This is a genomic window from Sinomonas atrocyanea (assembly GCF_030812675.1).
Lineage (GTDB): Bacteria > Actinomycetota > Actinomycetes > Actinomycetales > Micrococcaceae > Sinomonas > Sinomonas atrocyanea_B.
The window spans coordinates 1-19362 of record NZ_JAUSTE010000003.1 but is presented as its reverse complement, the minus strand read 5'-3'; the positions used below and the strand labels follow the sequence as shown (position 1 = coordinate 19362).

The following is a 19362-nucleotide window of genomic DNA, read 5'->3' as shown; positions in this document are numbered from 1 at the left end:
ATGAGCGGCGGGTCCCCGCACAGTCCGCCCCCGCACGGGCTGCCCGCGGAGACCGGGGGCGTCATCGAGCTGATCACCCGGCCGGCGACGGCCGCCGTGCTGGTCCTGGGCGAGATGGGGATGGGCAAGTCCGCGCTGCTCGACGGAGCAGCGCAGGCGCTCGGCGGACGCCTCGAGGTGCTCCGCCTCCACGGCAGCCCGGCACTGGCGAAAGTCCCCTACGGCGTCCTCGCACCCTTCCTCGGGACCCTGCCCTCGGCCGAGGCAGGGTCACGGGTCCAGGTCCTGCGGGCATTCTGGCGCGCCGTGGAGGCGCTCAGGCGGGGCAGCACGCCGGATCTGGTCCTCGTCATCGACGACGCCCACGAGCTGGACCCGGCCTCGAGCGAGGTCGTCGCCGAGCTCGTGTCGGCCAGGTGGACCAAGGCGGCCATGGCCGCGCCCAGCGGGGCGGCCCTGCCGCGGCCCCTCATGGAGCTGTGGCTCGACGACGGCGTCGAACGGGTCGACCTCGCGCCCCTCACCGTCGACCAGGTCCGCACCTACCTCGAGGCCGCTCTCGGCGGCCCGGTGCTGCCCACCGTCCCGCTGCTGCTCTGGCAGGAGTCCGAGGGCAACCCGCTCCTGCTCGGCAGCCTCGTCGAGGAAGCACGCCGGGCGGGGACGCTGCGCCGGCAGGGCCGGACCTGGCTCGTCACCGGCGAGCTCCCGCACCGCGGGGAGGGACTGCTCGCCCTGGCCCGGGCACAGCTCGGCCGGCTCGGCCCCGCCGAGCGGGAGGCGCTGAGCCTCATCGTCGTCGCCGAACCGGCCCCCTTCGAGCTCGTGGAGCGGGAGTGCGGCGCAGAGGCCATCAGGCGCCTCGTCGCCATGAGGCTCGTGCGCCCGGCGGAGGGCCCGGACGGCGTGCTCCGGCTCCGGCACCCGGTGTACGGGGACGCGCTGCTGTCGCTGATCCCGCTGACCACGTCGCTGTCGCTGCGCGAGCGGGCAGCGGGCCACCTCGAGCGGCAGACGGCCACCGCACCGGGTCTCCTCCGTGCCGTCGCCTGGTCGCTGGACTGCGGCTTCCCGATGGAGGACGAGGCGCTCCTGGCCGGCGCCCGCCTCGCCCTGGCGCTGTTCGAGAACACGCTCGCCGCGCGGGCGGCCAGCGCCGTCCAGCAGCCGGGGTCCCGCGACGCAGCCCGGGAGGTGCTCGGGCATGTCGCGTACAGCCGCGGCCGGTACACCGAGGCCGCCTCCCTGCTCCGGCCCTCCATCTCGCGGGGCGGCCGCATCCGGCCGGGCCTGGCCGGTGCCCTCGTGTGGGTCGCGGCACGCCGGGCCGCCGGCCACACGCCCGCGGCGGTCCGCGCCGACCTCGAGCGTCTCCCCGGACTCGGGGAGGGCGGCCCGGGCGACGTCCTCGCCCTCGTAGCGGCCTCCGCGGCCGGCGACCGGGACGCCCTCGTGGCCGGGCTGCACCGGTGGCGTTCCCGGCACAGCGGGGCCGCGCCCCCGCAGGGATGGGCGGCGGAGGCCGTGGTCCTGTCGATCGAGGCCGAGTACCTGATGGCCGTGGGGAGACCACTCGGGGCCGCGCCGCCGCTGCGCGCCGCGCTCGAGCGCGCGGAGGCCGAGCGCGGTGCCAGCACGACGCCCTACCTGCAGGCCTTCGGCGCCACCCGCCTCGTCCTGGCAGACCTGGCGGCGGGGGAGTGGGACACCGCGGAGGACGACCTGCAGCGCTTCCTCATCTCCTCCAGCGCGGGGCTGGTCACCGACGGCGCGGCGGCGCAGACGGTCCGCGGCCTGGCCCTGGTCCGGCAGGGCCGCTTCCGCGCGGCCTGGGACGCTCTCGTTCCGGCGCTGGACGCCCTCCACAGCAGTGACCCTGAGCACATGCTGCCGCTCGCCGCCGCGGTGGCCGCGTACGCGGGAGCGCGCGCGGGGGAGACCGGCGCAGCCCGCACCCACCTGGCCCAGGCCGAGGATCCGCCCGATCCCGTCGTGGCGCTGCTGCGGCCCCTGGCGGCGCTCTTCGCGGCCGCTGCACGCGGCGCACTCGACGCGGCCGCGGGCTCCGCTGCCTCCCGCCCAGGCGACGGGCGCGGCTCCGGCGATGGAGGCGGTTCCGGCGATGGAGGCGGCCTCGGGGCGGCGGCCGACGGAACCGGGGACCGGCTGGACCTGGCGCTGCAGGGCGAGCTCCTCTGCTTCGAGGCGGGCCGCCGGGATCGGGTCGGGCGGCTGCTCGAGGTGGCGCGCGCCACGGAGGGCCGCTGGGCCGAGGCGGCGGCGCTCCTCGCGTCCGCCTTCGCCGCGCGCAGCCCGGCCGGGCTCCTGCAGGCGGGGGAGCGGCTGCGGGCCACCGGCTGGACCGCCTACGCGCGGGACTGCTTCGCCGAGGCATCGCGCGGCTTCGACCGCGCGCTCCGGCGTGCCGAGGCCCGCGCCGCGTGGGCGAACAAGGCAGAGTGCGATGCGCTCCTCGGCGACGGGGCGGCCCGGCCCACCGCCGAAACGGCCCGGCTGACCGCGCGCGAGCGCGAGGTCGTCGCGTTCGCCGTGGCGGGGCTGAGCGACCGCGAGATCGCCGAAAGGCTCACCGTCTCGGTCCGGACCATCGAGGGGCACCTCTACCGGGCCTACGCCAAGCTGGAGGTCACGAGCCGGGAGCAGCTCGGCTCGGCGCTCGGTGCCGGCAGCGGGCCGTCCGCACCGTCTGCCGGGTCCGAGTACACCCCGCCGGGGAGCAAGTAGTCCCGAGCCCTCGACGGGGCAGAAGACAAGTAGTCACTACCCGTGCGCGGGCGCGGTGCCGGATGCGAAAGTGGGGATGTGGCCGGAAGCCCCCGGGTTCGCGGCCACTGTCCCCAAAGGACTGGGCCGGCGGCGTCGGAACCTCCCCGAGACCAAGGTTCCTCCCCCCAGCCGCCGCCGGCCCCGCCTTTGGGACTCCCCGTGGTGGACCCGCCGCCCGTCAGGCGTGGGACAATGGATTCCGGCATGTTCGCATGCCCTAATTCACGCTGCCGCACCGGCAGCCTCGTTCCACCCGAAGGAGTCCCGTCCCGTGGCCCTGGTCAAGACGCCGTCGACCCTCCTGCCTGCCCAGCCGGCGCTGGACGACGCCGAAGTCTCCCGCCTCCGCGCCGATTTCCCGGTGCTCGCGACAACGGTCCACGGCCATCCGCTCGTGTACCTCGACTCCGGGGCGACGAGCCAGCACCCCCGCAGCGTCCTCGAGGCCGAGCAGGAGTTCTACGAGCAGCGCAACGCCGCGGTGCACCGGGGCGCCCACGAGCTCGCCGTGCGGGCGACCGATGCCTACGAGGACGCCCGCGTGGCCGTCGCGCGGTTCGTGGGCGCCTCGCCGGACGAGCTCGTGTGGACCTCCAACGCCACCGAGGCCATCAACCTCGTCGCGTACGCCCTCGGAACCGCGGCCGTGTGGGCGGAGCGCGGGCGAGGCGGAGAGGACCTGCGCGCGCTCGCCGTCGGGCCCGGGGACGAGATCGTGGTGACGGAGCTCGAGCACCACGCCAACCTCATCCCGTGGCAGGAACTGGCCTTCCGCACCGGCGCCACGCTGCGCTGGATCCCGGTCGACGACGCGGGGAAGCTGCGCATGGACGAGGCCGAGAGGATCATCGGCCCGCGCACCAGGATCGTCGCCTTCGCGCACGCCTCCAACGTGCTCGGCTCCGTGGCGCCGGTCGAGGAACTCGTGGCCCTCGCCCGCCGCGCGGGGGCCCTCACGGTGCTCGATGCCTGCCAGTCGGCGCCGCACATGCCGCTTGACCTCGCTGCTCTGGGCGTGGACTTCGCCGCGTTCTCCGGGCACAAGATGCTCGCGCCCACCGGCATCGGCGCGCTCTACGGGCGCCGCGAGCTGCTCGATGCCCTCCCGCCGTTCCTCGTGGGCGGGTCCATGATCACCACCGTGACGATGGAGCACGCCGAGTACCTGCCCGCGCCGCAGCGCTTCGAGGCCGGGACCCAGCGGATCTCCCAGACGGTGGCCTTCGCCGCCGCGGTGGACTACCTGGGCCACGTGGGCATGGACCGGATCCATGCCCGCGAGGCGGAGCTGGGGCGCCGCCTCGCGGAGGGCGTGGCCGCGCTGGACGGGGTGCGCCTGCTGGGGCCGGCCCCCGGCGAGCAGTGGCACGGCTCTGAACGGATCGCGCTCGCCGCCTTCGACGTCGAGGGCGTCCACGCCCACGACGTCGGCCAGTACCTCGACAGCGCCGGCATCGCCGTCCGCGTGGGCCACCACTGCGCCCAGCCGCTGCACCGCCGCCTCGGGCTGACCGCCTCCACACGCGCGAGCGCCTACCTCTACACCACGGCCGACGACGTCGAGGCCTTCCTCTCCGCCCTCGCCGAGGTCCGCAGCTACTTCGGGGTGGCCCGATGAGCCTGGACTCCCTCTACCAGCAGATCATCCTGGACCACTCCAAGGGCCGCCACGGTGCGGGCCTGGAGGGCGAGCCGGGGCCCCACGAGGGCCAGTCCCACCAGCTCAACCCGGTCTGCGGCGACGAGGTCACCGTCCGGGTGCAGGTGGCCGACGGCGTCGTCCGCTCGGTGCGGTGGGACGGGGCCGGGTGCTCGATCTCGATGGCCTCGGCCTCGGTGCTCCATGACGAGGCCGAGGGCCTCACCGTCGCCCAGTTCGGCGAGCTCGTGGACGCCTTCCGCGAGATGCTCCGCTCGCGGGGCACGGTGGCCGCAGACCCGGAGCTGCTCGGGGACGCCGCGGCCTTCGAGGGCGTCTCCCGGTACGCCGCCCGCGTCAAGTGCGCCATGATCGCCTGGGTCGCCGCGGAGGACGCCGCGCGGCAGGCCGCCGGTACACCCCAGTAACGCCCGTGCACCCCAGCACCGGGGGTGTTCCCCAGTAACATACCGGCGCCCTGCCGCATCCGGGGCGTTGGTCCCTTTGCAATGTCCGAGGGCGGCCGTAGGCTGTGCCTGTTCGGGCGGCTGGGGGCCAACGTCCGAGGTGGAGGCACAGATGGGCAACAACATACCGAGCCTGGTAGACGCGCCCGGCACAGCCGGCGCGCCGCCTGCGCCGCCGACTGAGCGGCAGGCGGACCGGAGGCACTGGGCCACGCTCGTGCGCCAGTCCGAGCTCGACGCCGCTGTCGCCGCGCTCACCCAGGACTCCAGCCTTGGTGTGGTCATCACGGGTTCCCCGGGCGTGGGGAAGTCCTTCCTCGCGGGCGCCGTGCTCTCCTCCCTCGGGCCCGGCGTGCACGCCATGCGCCTGCGGGCCTCCTCCGGACCCTCCGGGCCGTCTGCCCCGTCCACGTGCCTCGGTCCGCTCCTCGCCAGGCTCCCCAAGTCCGCCCCGTCCTCGGGCACGGGCCTGCTCCTGGCCCTCGAGCGCATGCTGGCCGACGACGCGGGCGGGCGGGACGTGGTGCTCACCCTCGACCTCGTGGGGCCGCTGGCGGAGGACTGCGTGGCCGTGCTGATGCACCTCGTCCTCAGCCGCGCGGCGCGGCTGATGGTCATCGCCCCCGCCGTCGCCGACCTCGCGCCGGACCTCGCCCGCCTCGTCCGCGGTGGACGGATCAGAGAGGTCGCGCTCGGCAGGATCGGGGTGCCCGAGACGCGCCGGCTCGTCGCGGCGATCGTGGGCGGCAGGGTCGCGTCGTCGACCATCGGCGAGGTGCACTACGCGTGCGGCGGCAACCCCGCCGAGGTGTACGGGATCGTGCACCGCGAGCGCGCCCGTGGAAACCTTCACCAGCGGGGCGGGGTGTGGACCCTGGACCGTTCCGTCCGGCCCGAGCCGGTCCGGGGCGCGGACGATCTCATCCGCGCGCGCTGGGCGCGGGAGTCCCAGGACGTCAGGGAAGTCATCGAGCAGCTCGCAGTGGCCCGCAGGGTTCCGATCACGGCCCTCGCGGGCCTTTTCGGTTCTGAGGTCCTCGTCGACATGGAGGACCGCGGCCTCATCGCCGTCGACGCGAGCCAGCACCGCTGTGCCTACCTGCGCGAGCCGCGGATGGCCGAGCTCGTCCGGGCCCGGCTCGGGCCGGACCGCCACCGCGAGCTCGCCTCGCTCATGTCCCTCGGCGGCGCGTCCGAGGACGGCGGGCTGGACCGCGACGAGCTCATCTCCTACGTCGAATGGACGCTCGAGGTCGGCACCGCGCCGGAACCCGGGCTCGTGCTGCAGTCCGCTGCGGCGGCGGTCGAGCTCTTCGAGCCGGACCGGGCGCTCGCCCTGCTGGACAGGCTGCCCGCGCTCGACGGGCCTCCCGCCTTCGAGGCCGCCTTCCGCCGCGCGGCGGCGCTCGCGATGCTCGAGCGCCGGGACGAGGCCCTCTCCGTCCTCGAGGCGGTGCCGCCGGCAGTCCTCGGCTCGCTCGAGGCCGTGGACGCCGCGCGGCACGCGGCGGCCACCTCGGAGCTGCTGTGCTGGCTCCCCGAGGCCGGGAACGCGCTCGAGCCGCTGCGCGCCGCGTGGGACCGGCTCGCGGTGCGCGCCGAGGAGTCCGGGCCGGTCCGGGCGGCCGCCGAGGTGCTCGACCTCGCTGAGTTCAGGGTGCGCGCGTTCACCGGGGACTTCATGCCCATCCTCGCCCGGCTCGAGAGCGCCTCGCGGGACACGGACGGGAGCGAGGGCTTCCGGCGCGGCTGCTCCCTCATCCTCGCGCACGCCTGGGCCGCGTGCGGCCGCGAGATGGACGCCGCCGGACTCGTGGCCTCGATCGAGTTCTCGGCCCCCCGGCGCACGGACGAGGGCGACTTCCTGGCGACGGCGTTCTCCGTCTGGACCGCGACGGGCGACTGGAAGCGGTGCGTCGACCTGTTCGAGGAGTACATGGACAAGGGCGGCCGCCGGCTCACCCTCCGCGGCGGGATCGCCGAGCTGTACCTCGCGCTCGCGCATCTGGCGGCCGGGCACGGCTCGGCAGCGCTCGGCCCTGTCCTCAGTGCGGCGGCCCAGCTCGAGGAATTCCCGGCGCTCAATGCCCTGCGCGCCGCCTACGCCGCCGCGGCCTTGGCCTACGCCCAGATCGGCGACTCGGGCGAGGCGGAGCGGTTCCTCGCCCTCGCGGCGAAGGCCCGCGGGCCGATGTTCTGGCAGCTGGCGACGTGCGCGGACCAGTGCGAGGGCGCCGCGCGCACGTGGCTCGGCCAGGGCGACGGGGCCGCGGCGATGCTCGCCCGAGCAGCACGGGACGAGGCTGCCGGGCGCATGAGCGCGGCGGGGACCGCCGTCTTCGAGGCGAGCGTGGTCGGCGGCGAGCGGGAGTTCCTGTGGATCGAGCGGCTCGCCCACCACCGTCAGGGTCCCCTCGCCCACCTCTACGCCGCCGTCGCCTCCGCGACCCGGCGCAGGGACGTGGCGGCCCTCCTTGCGGCCGCCGAGGAGGCGTACGACCTCCGCCTCGACGCCGTCGAGGCCCGGTGCGCCGCCCTCGCCCTGGACTTCGCCCGGGGCGAGGGGAATTCGGTGGCAGCCGGCCTCGCCCAGACCCGGCTCGACCGGCTCGCGCGCGTGCTGCCGGTCCTCCCGCTCGTGCCCCAGACGCCCGCGCCGATGCTCACCGAGCGTGAGCGCCAGATCGCGGTCCTCGCGGCATCAGGCTCCTCCAACCGGGACATCGCCGACGAGCTCGGCGTCTCGGTCCGCACGGTGGAGGGCCATCTGTACCAGGTGTTCATGAAGCTGGGGGTGAGCTCGCGTGCCGGACTGGCTGGCCTTGTCTGAGAGGGAAGCGCGCCCGGAACGGGGGACGATGGAGACGATCATGAATGCCTCACCGGGATCCCGGGGAGACCGCCGCGACTACACCCTGGCCCCCGACGGGCTGGCCCCGACGCAGCAGACGGTCATCGCCGCCACGGTCGAGGCCCTGCGCCGCGGACTCCCGGGGGCGGTCATCGTCTCCGGCGAGCCCGGAACGGGCAAGACCCACCTCGTCGAGACGGTGACCGAGCAGCTCCGCGACGCCGTGCGGTTCGTCGCCATCACGCCCGGAGAGAGCCTGCGCCACATCCCGTACGGGTCACTCCTGCAGTGTCTGAGGCACCTCACCCCGGAGGAGGCCCAAGACCGTGTCGGCGTCCTGCGTGCCCTCTGGGCTGAGCTGCACGGCTCCGAGCCGGAGGACGGCGCCCATGCAGAGCGGCCCATCGTGATCGTGCTCGACGACGCGCACCACCTCGACGATGACTCCGCCGGGGTCCTCGCCGAGGCGGTCGCATCGTCCTGGGTCCGGGTGCTCGCGACGGCGTCCAGCTCGGCGGGGCTCCCCGGAGACCTCCTGGACCTGTGGCGGGACGGCCTCGCAGAGCGGTTCGACCTCGGCCCCCTGTCCCTCGAGGAGAGCCGGGACGCGGCCGGGAAGCGCCTCGGCGGACGGCTCTCGATCACGGCTGCCGCGGTGCTGCACGCCCTGAGCGCCGGCAACCCGCTGCACCTCGTGCGGCTCACCGAGGAGGCGATCGCGGCCGGGACCCTCGTCCAGCGGCGCGGGATCTGGCTCCTCACCGGCGAGTTCGCCAGCAGGGGCCAGGCGCTCGGTGCCCCGGTGCGCAGCGCGATGGAGTCCCTCGCCCCGGCCGAGCGCGAGGCCCTCACCCTCATCGCCCTCACCGAACCGCTGCCCCGCGCGGCCGCCCGCACCCTGATCGAGCGGGCGGTGTTCGACAGGCTCACGGACTCCGGCTGGCTGGCCGACGCAGGCCATGCGAGCGTCCGGCTCCGCTACCCGCTGGTCGCGGACGCAATCCGGGCCATGACGACCGCCACCCGCCGCCTGCACCTGCTGCGCCGGGCCGCGGCGATGGGCGGGGACGACCTCCGCCAGCCCGCGAACGAGCTCAGGCTGTTCGAGCTCGCCCTCGAGACCGGGGCCATCCCGCCGTTCCACGAACTGGCGCGGGGAGCCGCCCACGCGGTCTCGCGCTTCCGCAACGATCTGGGACTCAGGGCCGCGGCCCTCGTCGAGGGCGAGACCGAGCGCTCCCTCTTGCGGGCCATCCCGGCGCGCGCCCACCTCAACCTCGGCAACCCGGCCGCCGCCCTCTCGGACCTCTCCCGCGGCCCGGCGGACCCGAACGATGTCGACGACGTCCTCGCCGGGACGCTGGTCGGCTTCGCCGCGCGGGCCGCCCGCGGCGAGACCGCGGCGATGGACGACGACGCCGCGCGGCTCGAGCGGGCCGCGGACGCGGTGGAGCGGGCCACCTCGGCGGGCGACATCGTCTTCGGCCCGGGCCCCCGCGAGGCCGTCCTCCGCCGGGCCAGGCTCCTGCGGGCCCTGGCGGCCGACGAGCGGGGGGACATGGCTGCCGTCGAGGCTGCGCTCGCAGAGGAGCAGCGCGCCGTGCATGCGACCCCGTCCGCCCCGATCGAGCAGGCGCTGTGGACGCTGCTCGAGGGGTCGGTGCTGCTCGCGCACGGCCAATATGTCGCTTCCGCACGCATGGCCGGTTCCGTCCTGGCCCAGATCGAGATCGACGATGAGCACTTCCCGCTCGAGGAGTACGGGCTCGTCCGCTACCTCTCGGGACTCGTCCTCGGCGGCGACTGGGCCTCCGTCGTGAAGGTGTCCGAGGGCTACACCGGCGTCCGTTCCCGTCCGATCGTCGCCTTCGGCCCAGGCCTCTACTGCGCCAGGGCCTTCGCGCTCCTCCACAGCGACCGGGCCGCCGAGGCCGTTCCGATGCTCGGCGACGTCGTCGAGAACCTCGAGCTCATGGACCCCCTGCGCCTCTTCGCCGTCGCGGCGTCGTTCGCCGCGTGGGCGGCCGCGGCCGCCGGGGACGAGGAGGCAGCGCGCGAGTACCTCGCCCGGGCCGAGGCCTGCGCCGAGGTGGGCAACGCGGCCATGCGCGAGCTGGCGGCCATGCACCGTGCCGGAGCAGCCGAGCTCCTCGAGCCCGGCAGAGGGCTGGCGGCGCTCACGGAGATCGCCGAGCGGAACCGCGCAGCGGGCAGGCCCGGATGGGAACTCATCGCGAGGGTGCTCTTCCTCGAGCTCGGGGGCAGGGACGAGGCGGGGCGGGCCGCTGAGGTCGCCGCCGCCGCGGAAGGATCGTGGGCCAACGGCTGGGGCGCCTGGGCGCGTGCCGAGGCGGACGAGCGCGGCGAGGGCTACCTCGTGGCCGCGGACCACTTCCGGGCGCTCGGCCTGAACCGGCGTGCCCGCGCCGCCTACGCGCGCGCCGCCGCCTGCTTCGACGCCTCCGGGGACAGGGTCGCGGCGCGCCGCGCCGGCGCCGCCGCACGGGCGTGCGAGGGCCTGCCCGGGGCCGGCGAGGCGGGGGAGGCCGAGGAGGCCGTCCTCGCGTCGCTGCGCCTGAGCCCGCGCGAACAGGACGTCGTGGACCTCGCCGTCGACGGGCTCAGCGACCGCCAGATCGCCGACAGGCTGCACCTGTCCGTGCGCACCGTGGAGGGCCACCTGCACCGCAGCTATGCCAAGCTCGGCATCCGCAGCAGGGAAGACCTGCGCTCCGCAGTCGAGGACTGACAGCCTCCGCACCTGCCCGCCATCACAGGCCTCCGGCCCGTCCCCTGGGACGGGCCGGAGGCCTGTGGCGGGACGAAAGCCTCTGCCGCCGCACGCCGTCGTGCGCTTCGTTGCACGAGGCACGTAGCTGGGTTCGGGACCGCGTGGGCGGGGAGTGCGAACCCGCGTAGTGCCCTCCGATCCGGGTGCGTACCGGTCAAGGGGTGCACCCGGGGAAGGCCTGCGTAGCTCGCGTACTCACTACTCGTGACCCTCCTCCGCCCGGCGCGTGTACTGGTGTGCAGAAGCTTTCCGTTCGAGGCGGTGCCGGGATGCCGGGCCGCGGCAGGGGCAAGGAGCGGGTCATGTCCGTTGGAGCTCACCAGGGATCAGCAGCATTCGAGCCCGCCCGCGGCCGCGGGCTGGCGGAGCGGATCGGAGCGTCCGCACTGGGCCTGCGGCTGCGCCGGGACCTCAGCGCCGCGGAGGCCCGGATGGCCCGGTCCGCGCGGGCCCAGGGGTGGGCCCACCGCTACGCGAGGTTCCTGCGCGTCACCGACGCGCTCGTTGCGGTCGCGGCCGGGGGCCTGGGCGTCCTGGTCATGAACCCTCCGCCCGGGCCGGCCGCCGCCCTCTGGGCGTTCATCCTCGTGTGGCCGTTCGCCCTCGGCCTCTCCGGCAGCCGCGACACCTCCGTGCTGGGCATCGGCGTGGACGAGTACCGGCGCGTGGTCAGCGGCACGATGCAGCTGTTCGCCCTGGTCGCGGTCGTCGTGGTCCTCACTGACGGGGTGCTGTCCGCGCGCCTCTGGGCCCTCGTCCTCGGCACCGGCACGCTCGGGCTGCTGGCGACCCGTTCGCTGAGCCGCCGCTGGCTCCACCGCCAGCGGCAGAGCGGCATGTACCTCACGCCCGCCGTGGTGGTGGGGGAGCCGGAGGACGTCCGCTACGTGGTGCGGCGCATCGCCGCCGGCGACGGCGCGCCGTACAACGTGCTCGGCGCGATCCTGCCCGGGGGCCGCCGCGGGCAGTCCCTGACGGTCGACGGCGAGCGCCTGCCCGTGCTCAGCTCGACGGACGACGTGGTGCGCACGGTCGCGACGAAGAAGGCCGGGGCCGTGATCGTCGCCGGGCCCGTGCCGGGCGGCAACCAGTACGTGCGGGAACTCGGCTGGAACCTCGAGGAGCACGACGCCGAGCTCGTCCTCGCGTCATCGCTGACCAACGTCGCCGGGCCCCGCATCCACTTCCGTCCCGTGCCGGGCCTGCCCCTCATGGAGGTGGACCTCCCGCGGTACTCGGGCACCAAGCATGTGCTCAAGCGCTGCGCGGACCTGGTGCTCGGCACAGCGGCGGTGATCGTCCTGGCGCCGGTGCTCGCGGCCCTGGCGCTGATCGTCAAGCTCGATTCTCCGGGCCCGGTGCTGTTCCGGCAGGAGCGGGTGGGCAAGGACGGCAGGCCGTTCACCATGTTCAAGTTCCGCTCGATGGTCCCGGACGCGGAGGCCCGCCTGGCAGCCCTCGCGGAGGCGAACGAGGGCGCCGGGGTGCTGTTCAAGATGAAGCAGGATCCTCGGGTCACCCGGTGCGGGGCCTGGATGCGCCGCTACTCGCTCGACGAGCTCCCGCAGTTCTTCAACGTCCTGCGCGGCGAGATGAGCCTGGTGGGACCGCGTCCGCCGCTGGCCCGGGAGGTCGGCAGCTACGAGCGCTACACCCACCGCCGGATGCTCATCAAGCCGGGCATCACCGGCCTGTGGCAGATCAGCGGACGCTCGGACCTCGAATGGGACGACGCCGTGCGGCTCGACCTGTACTACGTCGAGAACTGGTCCCTCACGGGCGACCTCATGATCCTCTGGCGCACGCTCCGCGCCGTGGTCGCACCGACCGGTTAGGAAGCCGACTCATCGGCCTTCAGTCACTGCACTCACCATTAGGGGAACCATGGCAGATCACCGTCACACACACCGCCGGCCAACGGCGCTTTCCAGCCATCCGGCGCTTGAGGTCGTCAGCTTTGCGCCTGGTCCCACATTGGAGGTGAGGTTGCCATGACTGTTCTGGCGGGTGCTCGCGTGTTGGTCACGGGAGGCGCAGGCACGATTGGGTCGACTCTGGTCGATCACCTCCTTGACGCCGGGGTCGAACTTGTCGATGTCCTCGATAATCTTGCGTGCGGCAGAGTCGGGAATCTGGGCCATGCGCTTGCATCGGGCCGGGTCCGTCTCGTTGAGGGCGATCTGAGGGACCGCGATCTGGTGCACGATGTGACCATGGGAAAGGACCTCGTCTTCCATCAGGGGGCCCTCCGTAACGACCAGTGCGCGGAGGACCCTCGGCCGGCTCTTGAGGTCCTCGTGGATGGAACCTTCAATGTGCTGGAGGCTGCAGTCCAGCACGGAGTCGACAAGGTCGTGTTGGCATCGAGTTCCTCAGTGTATGGTCGGGCCGACACGTACCCGACGGGGGAGCGGCATCACCCGTACAACAACACGACGTTCTACGGGGCCGCCAAGAGTTTCAACGAGGGCATGGCACGGAGCTTTCGGGCGATGTACGGGCTTGATTACGTGGCACTCCGCTATTTCAACGTTTACGGTCCCCGCATGGATGTGTGGGGCCTCTACACGGAGGTGCTCGTCCGGTGGATGGAGAGAATCGCCGACGGCCGGCCCCCCATCGTCTTTGGTAACGGGGAGCAGACGATGGACTTCGTCTACACAGAGGACGTAGCGAGGGCGAACCTCAACGCTGCCGAATCCTCGATCTGCGAGGGCGTGTACAACGTGGGTAGCGGCACTGAGACAAGCCTGCTCGCGCTCGCCGTCGCGCTTCTCGCAGCGATGGGCTCTGACATCTCTGTCGAGTTCGGTTCTGAGCGGAGGGCCGACGGGGTGGTCCGCCATCTCGCCGACGTCACGGAAGCCGAGCGTGATCTCGGGTTTCGTGCGCAGGTGCAGCTTGAGGAGGGTCTCCGCAGGCTCGTTGCCTGGTGGCGCCCGCTGCGTGAGGAGATCGCTGCGGCACGCGTCTTGGCGTCGTCGTGAGCGCGTCGAGGACAGGGCTTGCCATGATTCTCTCAAGTTCCGGCCGGCCATTCCTTGGCAGTCCGTCTGTCGTCGTTCCGGTAGCCCGGACATGACTGAACTGCTCCTCGTCGCAGCGAGCGGTCTCGCCCGCGAGGTCATGGCGGCCGTGCGCGGCGGGGACGAGTTCGACGTCCTCGGCATCTTGGACGACGACCCGTCCCTGATCGGCACCGTCCTCGACGGCGCGCACATCCTGGGGCGCGTCGAGGACGCGCGCGACTACCCCACGGCACTTGTGGTGGTCTGCGCCGTAAAAGGCACCGAACGCTCGGACATCGTCGGCAGACTCGCGGGGGTCGGCGTAGCCCAGAATCGCTTCGCCACCATCGTCCACTCAAGCGTCGGCATCCCCGAGGGGTGCTACGTGGGGGAGGGGAGCATTCTCCTCGCGAACGTCGTGCTGACGGCGGCCGTGCAGATCGGCAGCCACGTGGTGGCCATGCCCCAGGTGACGTTCGCCCATGGGGACGTCATCGAGGACTTCGCGACCTTCGCCGCCGGGGCGACCCTCGGCGGGGCCGTCGTGGTCGGGCGGGCGGCGCACTTGAACATGAACTGCAGCATCCGGCAGAACGTGCGGATTGGGACGGAGGCTGTGGTGGGCATGGGTGCCGCCGTGGTCGCCGACATTCCCGACGCGCAGACCTGGGTAGGGGCGCCCGCACTGCAGATCCCGCTCCCACCACGCGAGAACGCGCCGTCGGACGCACCCGACGCGGCGATGCGGAAGAAGAAGCCGTGAGAGCCGAAGCACGCCTGGCTGCCCCCCGCCATCCCTTCCGTGGACCTGGCGGCGCAGCAGCGGGAGATCAGCGCCGATGTGGTGACCGCTGTGCTCGAAACACGCTTGGGGCCGTCGGCATCGGGCGCGGCGAGGAGGTGATCGTGCCCGCGAACACTTTTGTGCCCACGGCCGAGGCCGTGGCGCGGGCCGGCATGCGACCGTTTCGGGTGGACGTCGACTCCGACACCCTCCTCACCGGCACAAACAAGGTGGGCCGGGCGGTGGGGCCTAGGACGCAGGCCATCGTCCCGGTCCACCTGTTCGGCCAGACAGCACCGGTCGAGGCGCTCGTTCCCCCCACACCACTCTCACACGACATCGCGGTCTCGCCGCGCACGGCACCGTCGTCAGGTTCGTGCACGGGATCGTGGGCTTCAACGTGTGGCTCGCCGCCCTATGGACGATAGTCCTCCGCGCTAAGCTACAGCCGCTCGCCGAGTGATACGCACGACGGCGGGTGGCGGCGCGGCTCTACGGGAAGCTCCTCGAGGGGACGCGCGAGATCCGCACGCCGAAGAGCCAACCTGAAGCAATGAGGACGTGTGCCACCTCTTACGTAATCCGGGACGAGTAGCGTGACCGCGTGCAGGGCTGGACCCGCGGCGGCAGGGATCGGTTTCGGCATCCTTTTCCCGACTCTCGTGCACCTCCCGGCGCCTTCGCCTGTCTTGGCTACCACCTAGGCGATTTTCCGTCGGCGAAGAGGCCGCCGCTCAACTCCCATCCCTGCCGCTGTTCCCTTACATCACGCCGGAGCAGCAGGAGCTGGTGATGGAGGTGCGGGGATGCTGAGGAGGATGCCGGCGTGACCTCCTTCACGTAGGCGATCCATCTCTGCGGGTACACCTGCGTATGTTCCTCGCCGCTGGCCGCGCAGTTTCGAGTACTGACTACTCGTGTCGTTGGACAGTGCTCTCACTAGCGTGGGGCAAATGATCGCGCGTTCGAGGTCCGTAGGCATGTCCAGCGGTCACGTCCGCCGTTCGGGGTCCGTGAGCATGACATACTGTCGCCGGAAGCGGTATCGAGGCCTTGGTCTGTTGTGTGCGGTGGCCGTGATACTCGCTACCTGTTTCACCTCGGTGTTCACAGGCGCTCCGGCTGCTCGGGCAGCTCCCTACCAGGACTGGCCGACGTTCCTGCAGAACGTGGGCCGTACGGGCGCGACCGTGGATCCTGCGCTGAGCGTGTCTAAAGCGTCCACTTTGAAGGCCAAATGGAAGTTCAAGACCGGCGGGCCGATCGCAACGTCCACGAGCGTGGTGGGCACGACTGCCTATGTCGGCAGCTGGGACGGCTACGAATACGCCGTCAGCACGGGCACAGGCGCCCTGATCTGGAAGCAGTTCCTGGGACTGACTCAGGACCCGGCCTGCCAGCCTCCGACGATTGGGGTCACCTCTGCGGCCGCCGTTGTGAACGGGGTTGTGTATGTTGGCGGCGGCGATTCCTACTGGTATGCCCTCGACGCCACCACCGGCGCAATCTTGTGGAAGGTCTTCACGGGCGACAACTCTCAGACGGGGGCCCACTACAACTGGGCCAGCCCGCTGATAGCCAACGGTGCTGCATACGTCGGTGTTGCCAGCAACTGCGACAACCCGCTGGTTCAGGGCCATCTGATGAAGGTGGATCTCGCGTCCCACGCGGTCGTTGCCGACTACAACTTCGTGCCGACCGGCCAGGTGGGTGGAGGTGTGTGGACAAGCCCAGCGCTCGACGCCGCCACCAACACCGTCTTCGTATCGACCGGCACGATCAACGACTACACACAGAAACAATCCCAGGCCATAGTCGCGCTCGACGCCGCGACGCTGGCATACAAGAGCTCGTGGCAGCTTCCCTTCGAGGCGGCGGTTCAAGACTCAGACTGGGGTACCACTCCGACGCTGACCACCGATTCCAAGGGGGACCGGCTGCTCAGCGTTGCAAACAAGAACGGTGTCGTCTACACGTTTAACCGGGACAACCTTGCGGCCGGCCCCGTATGGCAACGCCGGATCGCCCTCGGCGGAGATTGCCCCACCTGCGGAGATGGAACAATCGCCTCCGGCGTGTTCGCCAACAACGTCCTGTATTTCGCCGGCGGTAACAATACCGGTAACGGGCATGGCAGTGGCGGTTCGATTAGTGCCTTGGACCCGGCCACCGGCACGGTCATCTGGACGCGACAGACCGAGCAGGCCGTCATGGCAGCACCCGCGCTCGTCAACGGGATGTTGGGGCTGGTAGAGGGGTCAACCTTCGAAGCCGTCAACGCGGCCGACGGGACGCTCCTGTACTCCTATCAGATGGGAGGCCCAGGATACGCGGCGGTGTCGGTAGCTCGCAGCCAGTTCTACGTCGGTGACTACGACACGAATCTCTACGCTTTCGGCCTCGGCGCGACCACGGCCGTCCCTGCCGATACCAATTGCCCGACGGGATTCACCTGTCAGGACATCCGTAACCCGGCGATTGCCGGCAGTGAGTCCACTGCCGGAGGAACCCTCACCGTGACGGCTTCGGGCGCATCGATCCACGGGACAGCCGACCAGTTCCGCTTCATCTCCAAGCCGGTGACCGGCGACACCCAGTTAAGCGCCACGATCACCGCGCAGTCGACCCAGAACACCCAACCCCAAGCCGGCGTGATGGTGCGCCAGAACGCAGACCCTGGGTCGCCGTTCTTCGCGGCGCTGGCCTACCCCAACGACCTTACAGAGGGCTTTCCGTCTCCGGACGTCGTGTTCTGGTACCGGGCATGCTTCGGCTGCAACTCGATCGAACTCACCAAGTGGTACCCGGCGAACAAGCCTGTGTCGCTAATGCTTCAACGAAAGGGGAACCTGTTCAGCGCCGGCATTTCCTTTGATGGAACAAATTATCAACTTGTGCCAGGGGCCAGCGCAAACCTAGACCTGCCGGCAGCTGCCATGGGCGGGCTGGCAGTGGACTCCGGATCGTCCACGAACACGGGAACGGCATCGTTCACCAACTTGTCGGTTGGCGTGCCTATCACGACCACAATGACTCCTCAACCACCCGCGGATCCCTGCCCAGCACCGTGGACGTGCGCAGACATCGGAAACCCCAATCCTCCAGGCGACACGACTGCAGCAGGGAGCTCGATCACCCTTGATGGCACCGGGACCGGAATCGGGGGCGCGCGGGACTCCTTCCACTACGCATTCACACCGGTCTCGGGTAACCAGAGCCTCAGCGCCCAAGTCGTAACCCAGACCGGCTCACCGAACACCGCGCAAGAAGGCCTCATGATGCGGGCCAGCACCAGCGCAAGCTCGCCGTTTTACGGGATATTCCTCAATCCCGGTGGCTCGGCAACGATCTCCTGGCGAACCTACGACGGCGTCGCCCAACGGTCCAAGATTCCGCTGACGAGCGTGACTTCGCCTGCCTACCTACAGATCGTCCGCTACCAAGACACCACCCTCAACCCCCCGGTCACCTTCTTCTCCACACTGACCTCGTCCGATGGCAGCACGTGGACGCCTGCGCTGGGGTCGACGGTTGCCATCGACATGGGTGACCAGTACCTGGCCGGGATGGCGGCCACCTCCGGCACACCGCGGGTGGCACCGCCGGTGGTGTATAACAACGTGGCGATCACAGTCCCGAGCAGTCCACCCCCGGGTATCTGCGCCACCGGCTTCTCGTGCGCAGACATCGGGGTCGATGGCTTGCTCGGAAACCAGATTTACCTCAACGGCACCTGGACGATGCAAGCTAGAGGCTCCGACATCTGGTCAACCTACGACTCATTTCGCTTCGTATCCCAGGCCTTCCCGCGGGACTCTGCAAACTCTACGAACGGGGACGGAACCGTCAGTGCCCGGGTGGTCTCCCAGACAAAGGTGGGTGGGGCATGGATGAAATCTGGGGTGATGATCCGTGCCGGAAGCGATCCGCAAGCGGCCTATTACGGCGTGTTCGTGACGCCCGGAAACGGGATCGCTGTTCAATGGCGCGGCAGCAACGCGGCCCAGACCAACAGTATTGTTACGCCGGGTGCAGCTCCCCAGTGGGTGCTCGCCTCCCGGTACACCGACACCGCGCATGGCCTTGTGTACTACAGCGCGTATACCTCGATTGATGGCGTCACGTTCACCTATGTCCCTGGCTCCGCCGTGGCTCTAAACCTTCCCGGCCCGCTGGTCGCCGGCATCGCTAGCGACTCCTACAACTCCACTCAAGTATCGGTCGCAACTTTCGACAATGTGGCCCAGCTTTCCGGCTCGCAACCCCCGCCTGGTCTTTGCCCGGCGGCTTGGACGTGCAGTGACATCGGGGGCGCGCTGCCGGCCGGTACGGACAACCTGTCTTCCTCGGGGACGTGGACGGAGACCGGTGGCGGGGGCGACATCTGGGGGACCGCCGATTCGTTCCATCTGGTCCAGCAGACGTTGACCGGTGACGGGACGGTGAGCGCGCATGTGACCGCGCAGCAAGTCACTGACCCGTGGGCCAAGGCGGGGCCGATGCTGCGGGCTACGACCGACCCGGGGTCACCGTACTACGGCGTGTTCGTCACACCCGGGAACGGGATTGACGTGCAGTGGCGGGCCTCGCAGGGGGGTGCCAGCAGTCAGGTCCTGACGGCTGGTTCCGTGCCGACCTATCTGCGCGTCGGCCGGTACACCGACACCGCGCACAACCTGGTCTACTACAGTGCGTATAGCTCACCCGACGGGGCCACCTGGACACTCGTGCCGGGATCGACGGTCGCGCTCGACCTCCCGCAACCGCTGCTGGCTGGCTTCGCGATCACCTCCCATCTGCAGGGCACTAGCTCCGCCGTCACACTGGACACCGTGGCCGTTAGCACGACGGCGGTCGCCCCGCCTGGTCTTTGCCCGGCGGCTTGGACGTGCAGTGACATCGGGGGCGCGCTGCCGGCCGGTACGGACAACCTGTCTTCCTCGGGGACGTGGACGGAGACCGGTGGCGGGGGCGACATCTGGGGGACCGCCGATTCGTTCCATCTGGTCCAGCAGACGTTGACCGGTGACGGGAC

The 19362-nt window shown here is 71.3% G+C and carries 10 protein-coding genes; all 10 read left to right on the top strand.

Annotated elements, in window-relative coordinates; genetic code table 11:
• Complete coding sequence (locus J2W20_RS05905) at positions 1-2745, top strand: helix-turn-helix transcriptional regulator (protein WP_307005483.1); 2745 nt, start codon at positions 1-3, stop codon at positions 2743-2745.
• A gap of 313 nt (positions 2746-3058) precedes the next feature.
• Positions 3059-4405 (top strand): aminotransferase class V-fold PLP-dependent enzyme, encoded by a 1347-nt coding sequence (locus J2W20_RS05900; RefSeq protein WP_307005481.1) that lies wholly within the window; start codon positions 3059-3061, stop codon positions 4403-4405.
• Positions 4402-4854: a Fe-S cluster assembly sulfur transfer protein SufU gene (gene sufU, locus J2W20_RS05895; protein ID WP_307005479.1), complete on the top strand. Its 453-nt coding sequence runs from the start codon at positions 4402-4404 to the stop codon at positions 4852-4854. The genes J2W20_RS05900 and sufU overlap by 4 nt, the downstream gene beginning before the upstream one ends.
• A 151-nt stretch (positions 4855-5005) precedes the next feature.
• Positions 5006-7723: a helix-turn-helix transcriptional regulator gene (locus tag J2W20_RS05890; RefSeq protein WP_307005477.1), complete on the top strand. Its 2718-nt coding sequence runs from the start codon at positions 5006-5008 to the stop codon at positions 7721-7723.
• 40 nt (positions 7724-7763) lie between these two features.
• Complete coding sequence (locus J2W20_RS05885; RefSeq protein WP_307005475.1) at positions 7764-10493, top strand: helix-turn-helix transcriptional regulator; 2730 nt, start codon at positions 7764-7766, stop codon at positions 10491-10493.
• A gap of 344 nt (positions 10494-10837) precedes the next feature.
• The gene (locus J2W20_RS05880; RefSeq protein ID WP_307005473.1) at positions 10838-12370 is read left to right on the top strand and encodes a sugar transferase; all 1533 of its coding nucleotides are present in this window, start codon (positions 10838-10840) and stop codon (positions 12368-12370) included.
• 156 nt (positions 12371-12526) lie between these two features.
• Positions 12527-13522 (top strand): NAD-dependent epimerase/dehydratase family protein, encoded by a 996-nt coding sequence (locus tag J2W20_RS05875; RefSeq protein WP_307005471.1) that lies wholly within the window; start codon positions 12527-12529, stop codon positions 13520-13522.
• Between the two features lie 91 nt (positions 13523-13613).
• Positions 13614-14306, top strand: a complete 693-nt coding sequence (locus J2W20_RS05870) for an acetyltransferase (RefSeq protein ID WP_307005469.1) — start codon at positions 13614-13616, stop codon at positions 14304-14306.
• Positions 14303-14755: a DegT/DnrJ/EryC1/StrS family aminotransferase gene (locus J2W20_RS19195; protein ID WP_373457967.1), complete on the top strand. Its 453-nt coding sequence runs from the start codon at positions 14303-14305 to the stop codon at positions 14753-14755. The genes J2W20_RS05870 and J2W20_RS19195 overlap by 4 nt, the downstream gene beginning before the upstream one ends.
• A gap of 762 nt (positions 14756-15517) precedes the next feature.
• Positions 15518-19362: outer membrane protein assembly factor BamB family protein (locus J2W20_RS05865; RefSeq protein WP_307005467.1), on the top strand; the 3845-nt coding region annotated here is incomplete at its 3' end.

Excerpts from the sequence above, each read along its gene's own strand:
- J2W20_RS05875 (WP_307005471.1), top strand. The coding sequence starts at position 12,527 with ATGACTGTTCTGGCGGGTGCTCGCGTGTTGGTCACGGGAGGCGCAGGC.
- J2W20_RS05880 (WP_307005473.1), top strand. The coding sequence starts at position 10,838 with ATGTCCGTTGGAGCTCACCAGGGATCAGCAGCATTCGAGCCCGCCCGC.
- J2W20_RS05870 (WP_307005469.1), top strand. The coding sequence starts at position 13,614 with ATGACTGAACTGCTCCTCGTCGCAGCGAGCGGTCTCGCCCGCGAGGTC.
- J2W20_RS05905 (WP_307005483.1), top strand. The coding sequence starts at position 1 with ATGAGCGGCGGGTCCCCGCACAGTCCGCCCCCGCACGGGCTGCCCGCG.
- sufU (WP_307005479.1), top strand. The coding sequence starts at position 4,402 with ATGAGCCTGGACTCCCTCTACCAGCAGATCATCCTGGACCACTCCAAG.
- J2W20_RS05885 (WP_307005475.1), top strand. The coding sequence starts at position 7,764 with ATGAATGCCTCACCGGGATCCCGGGGAGACCGCCGCGACTACACCCTG.
- J2W20_RS05890 (WP_307005477.1), top strand. The coding sequence starts at position 5,006 with ATGGGCAACAACATACCGAGCCTGGTAGACGCGCCCGGCACAGCCGGC.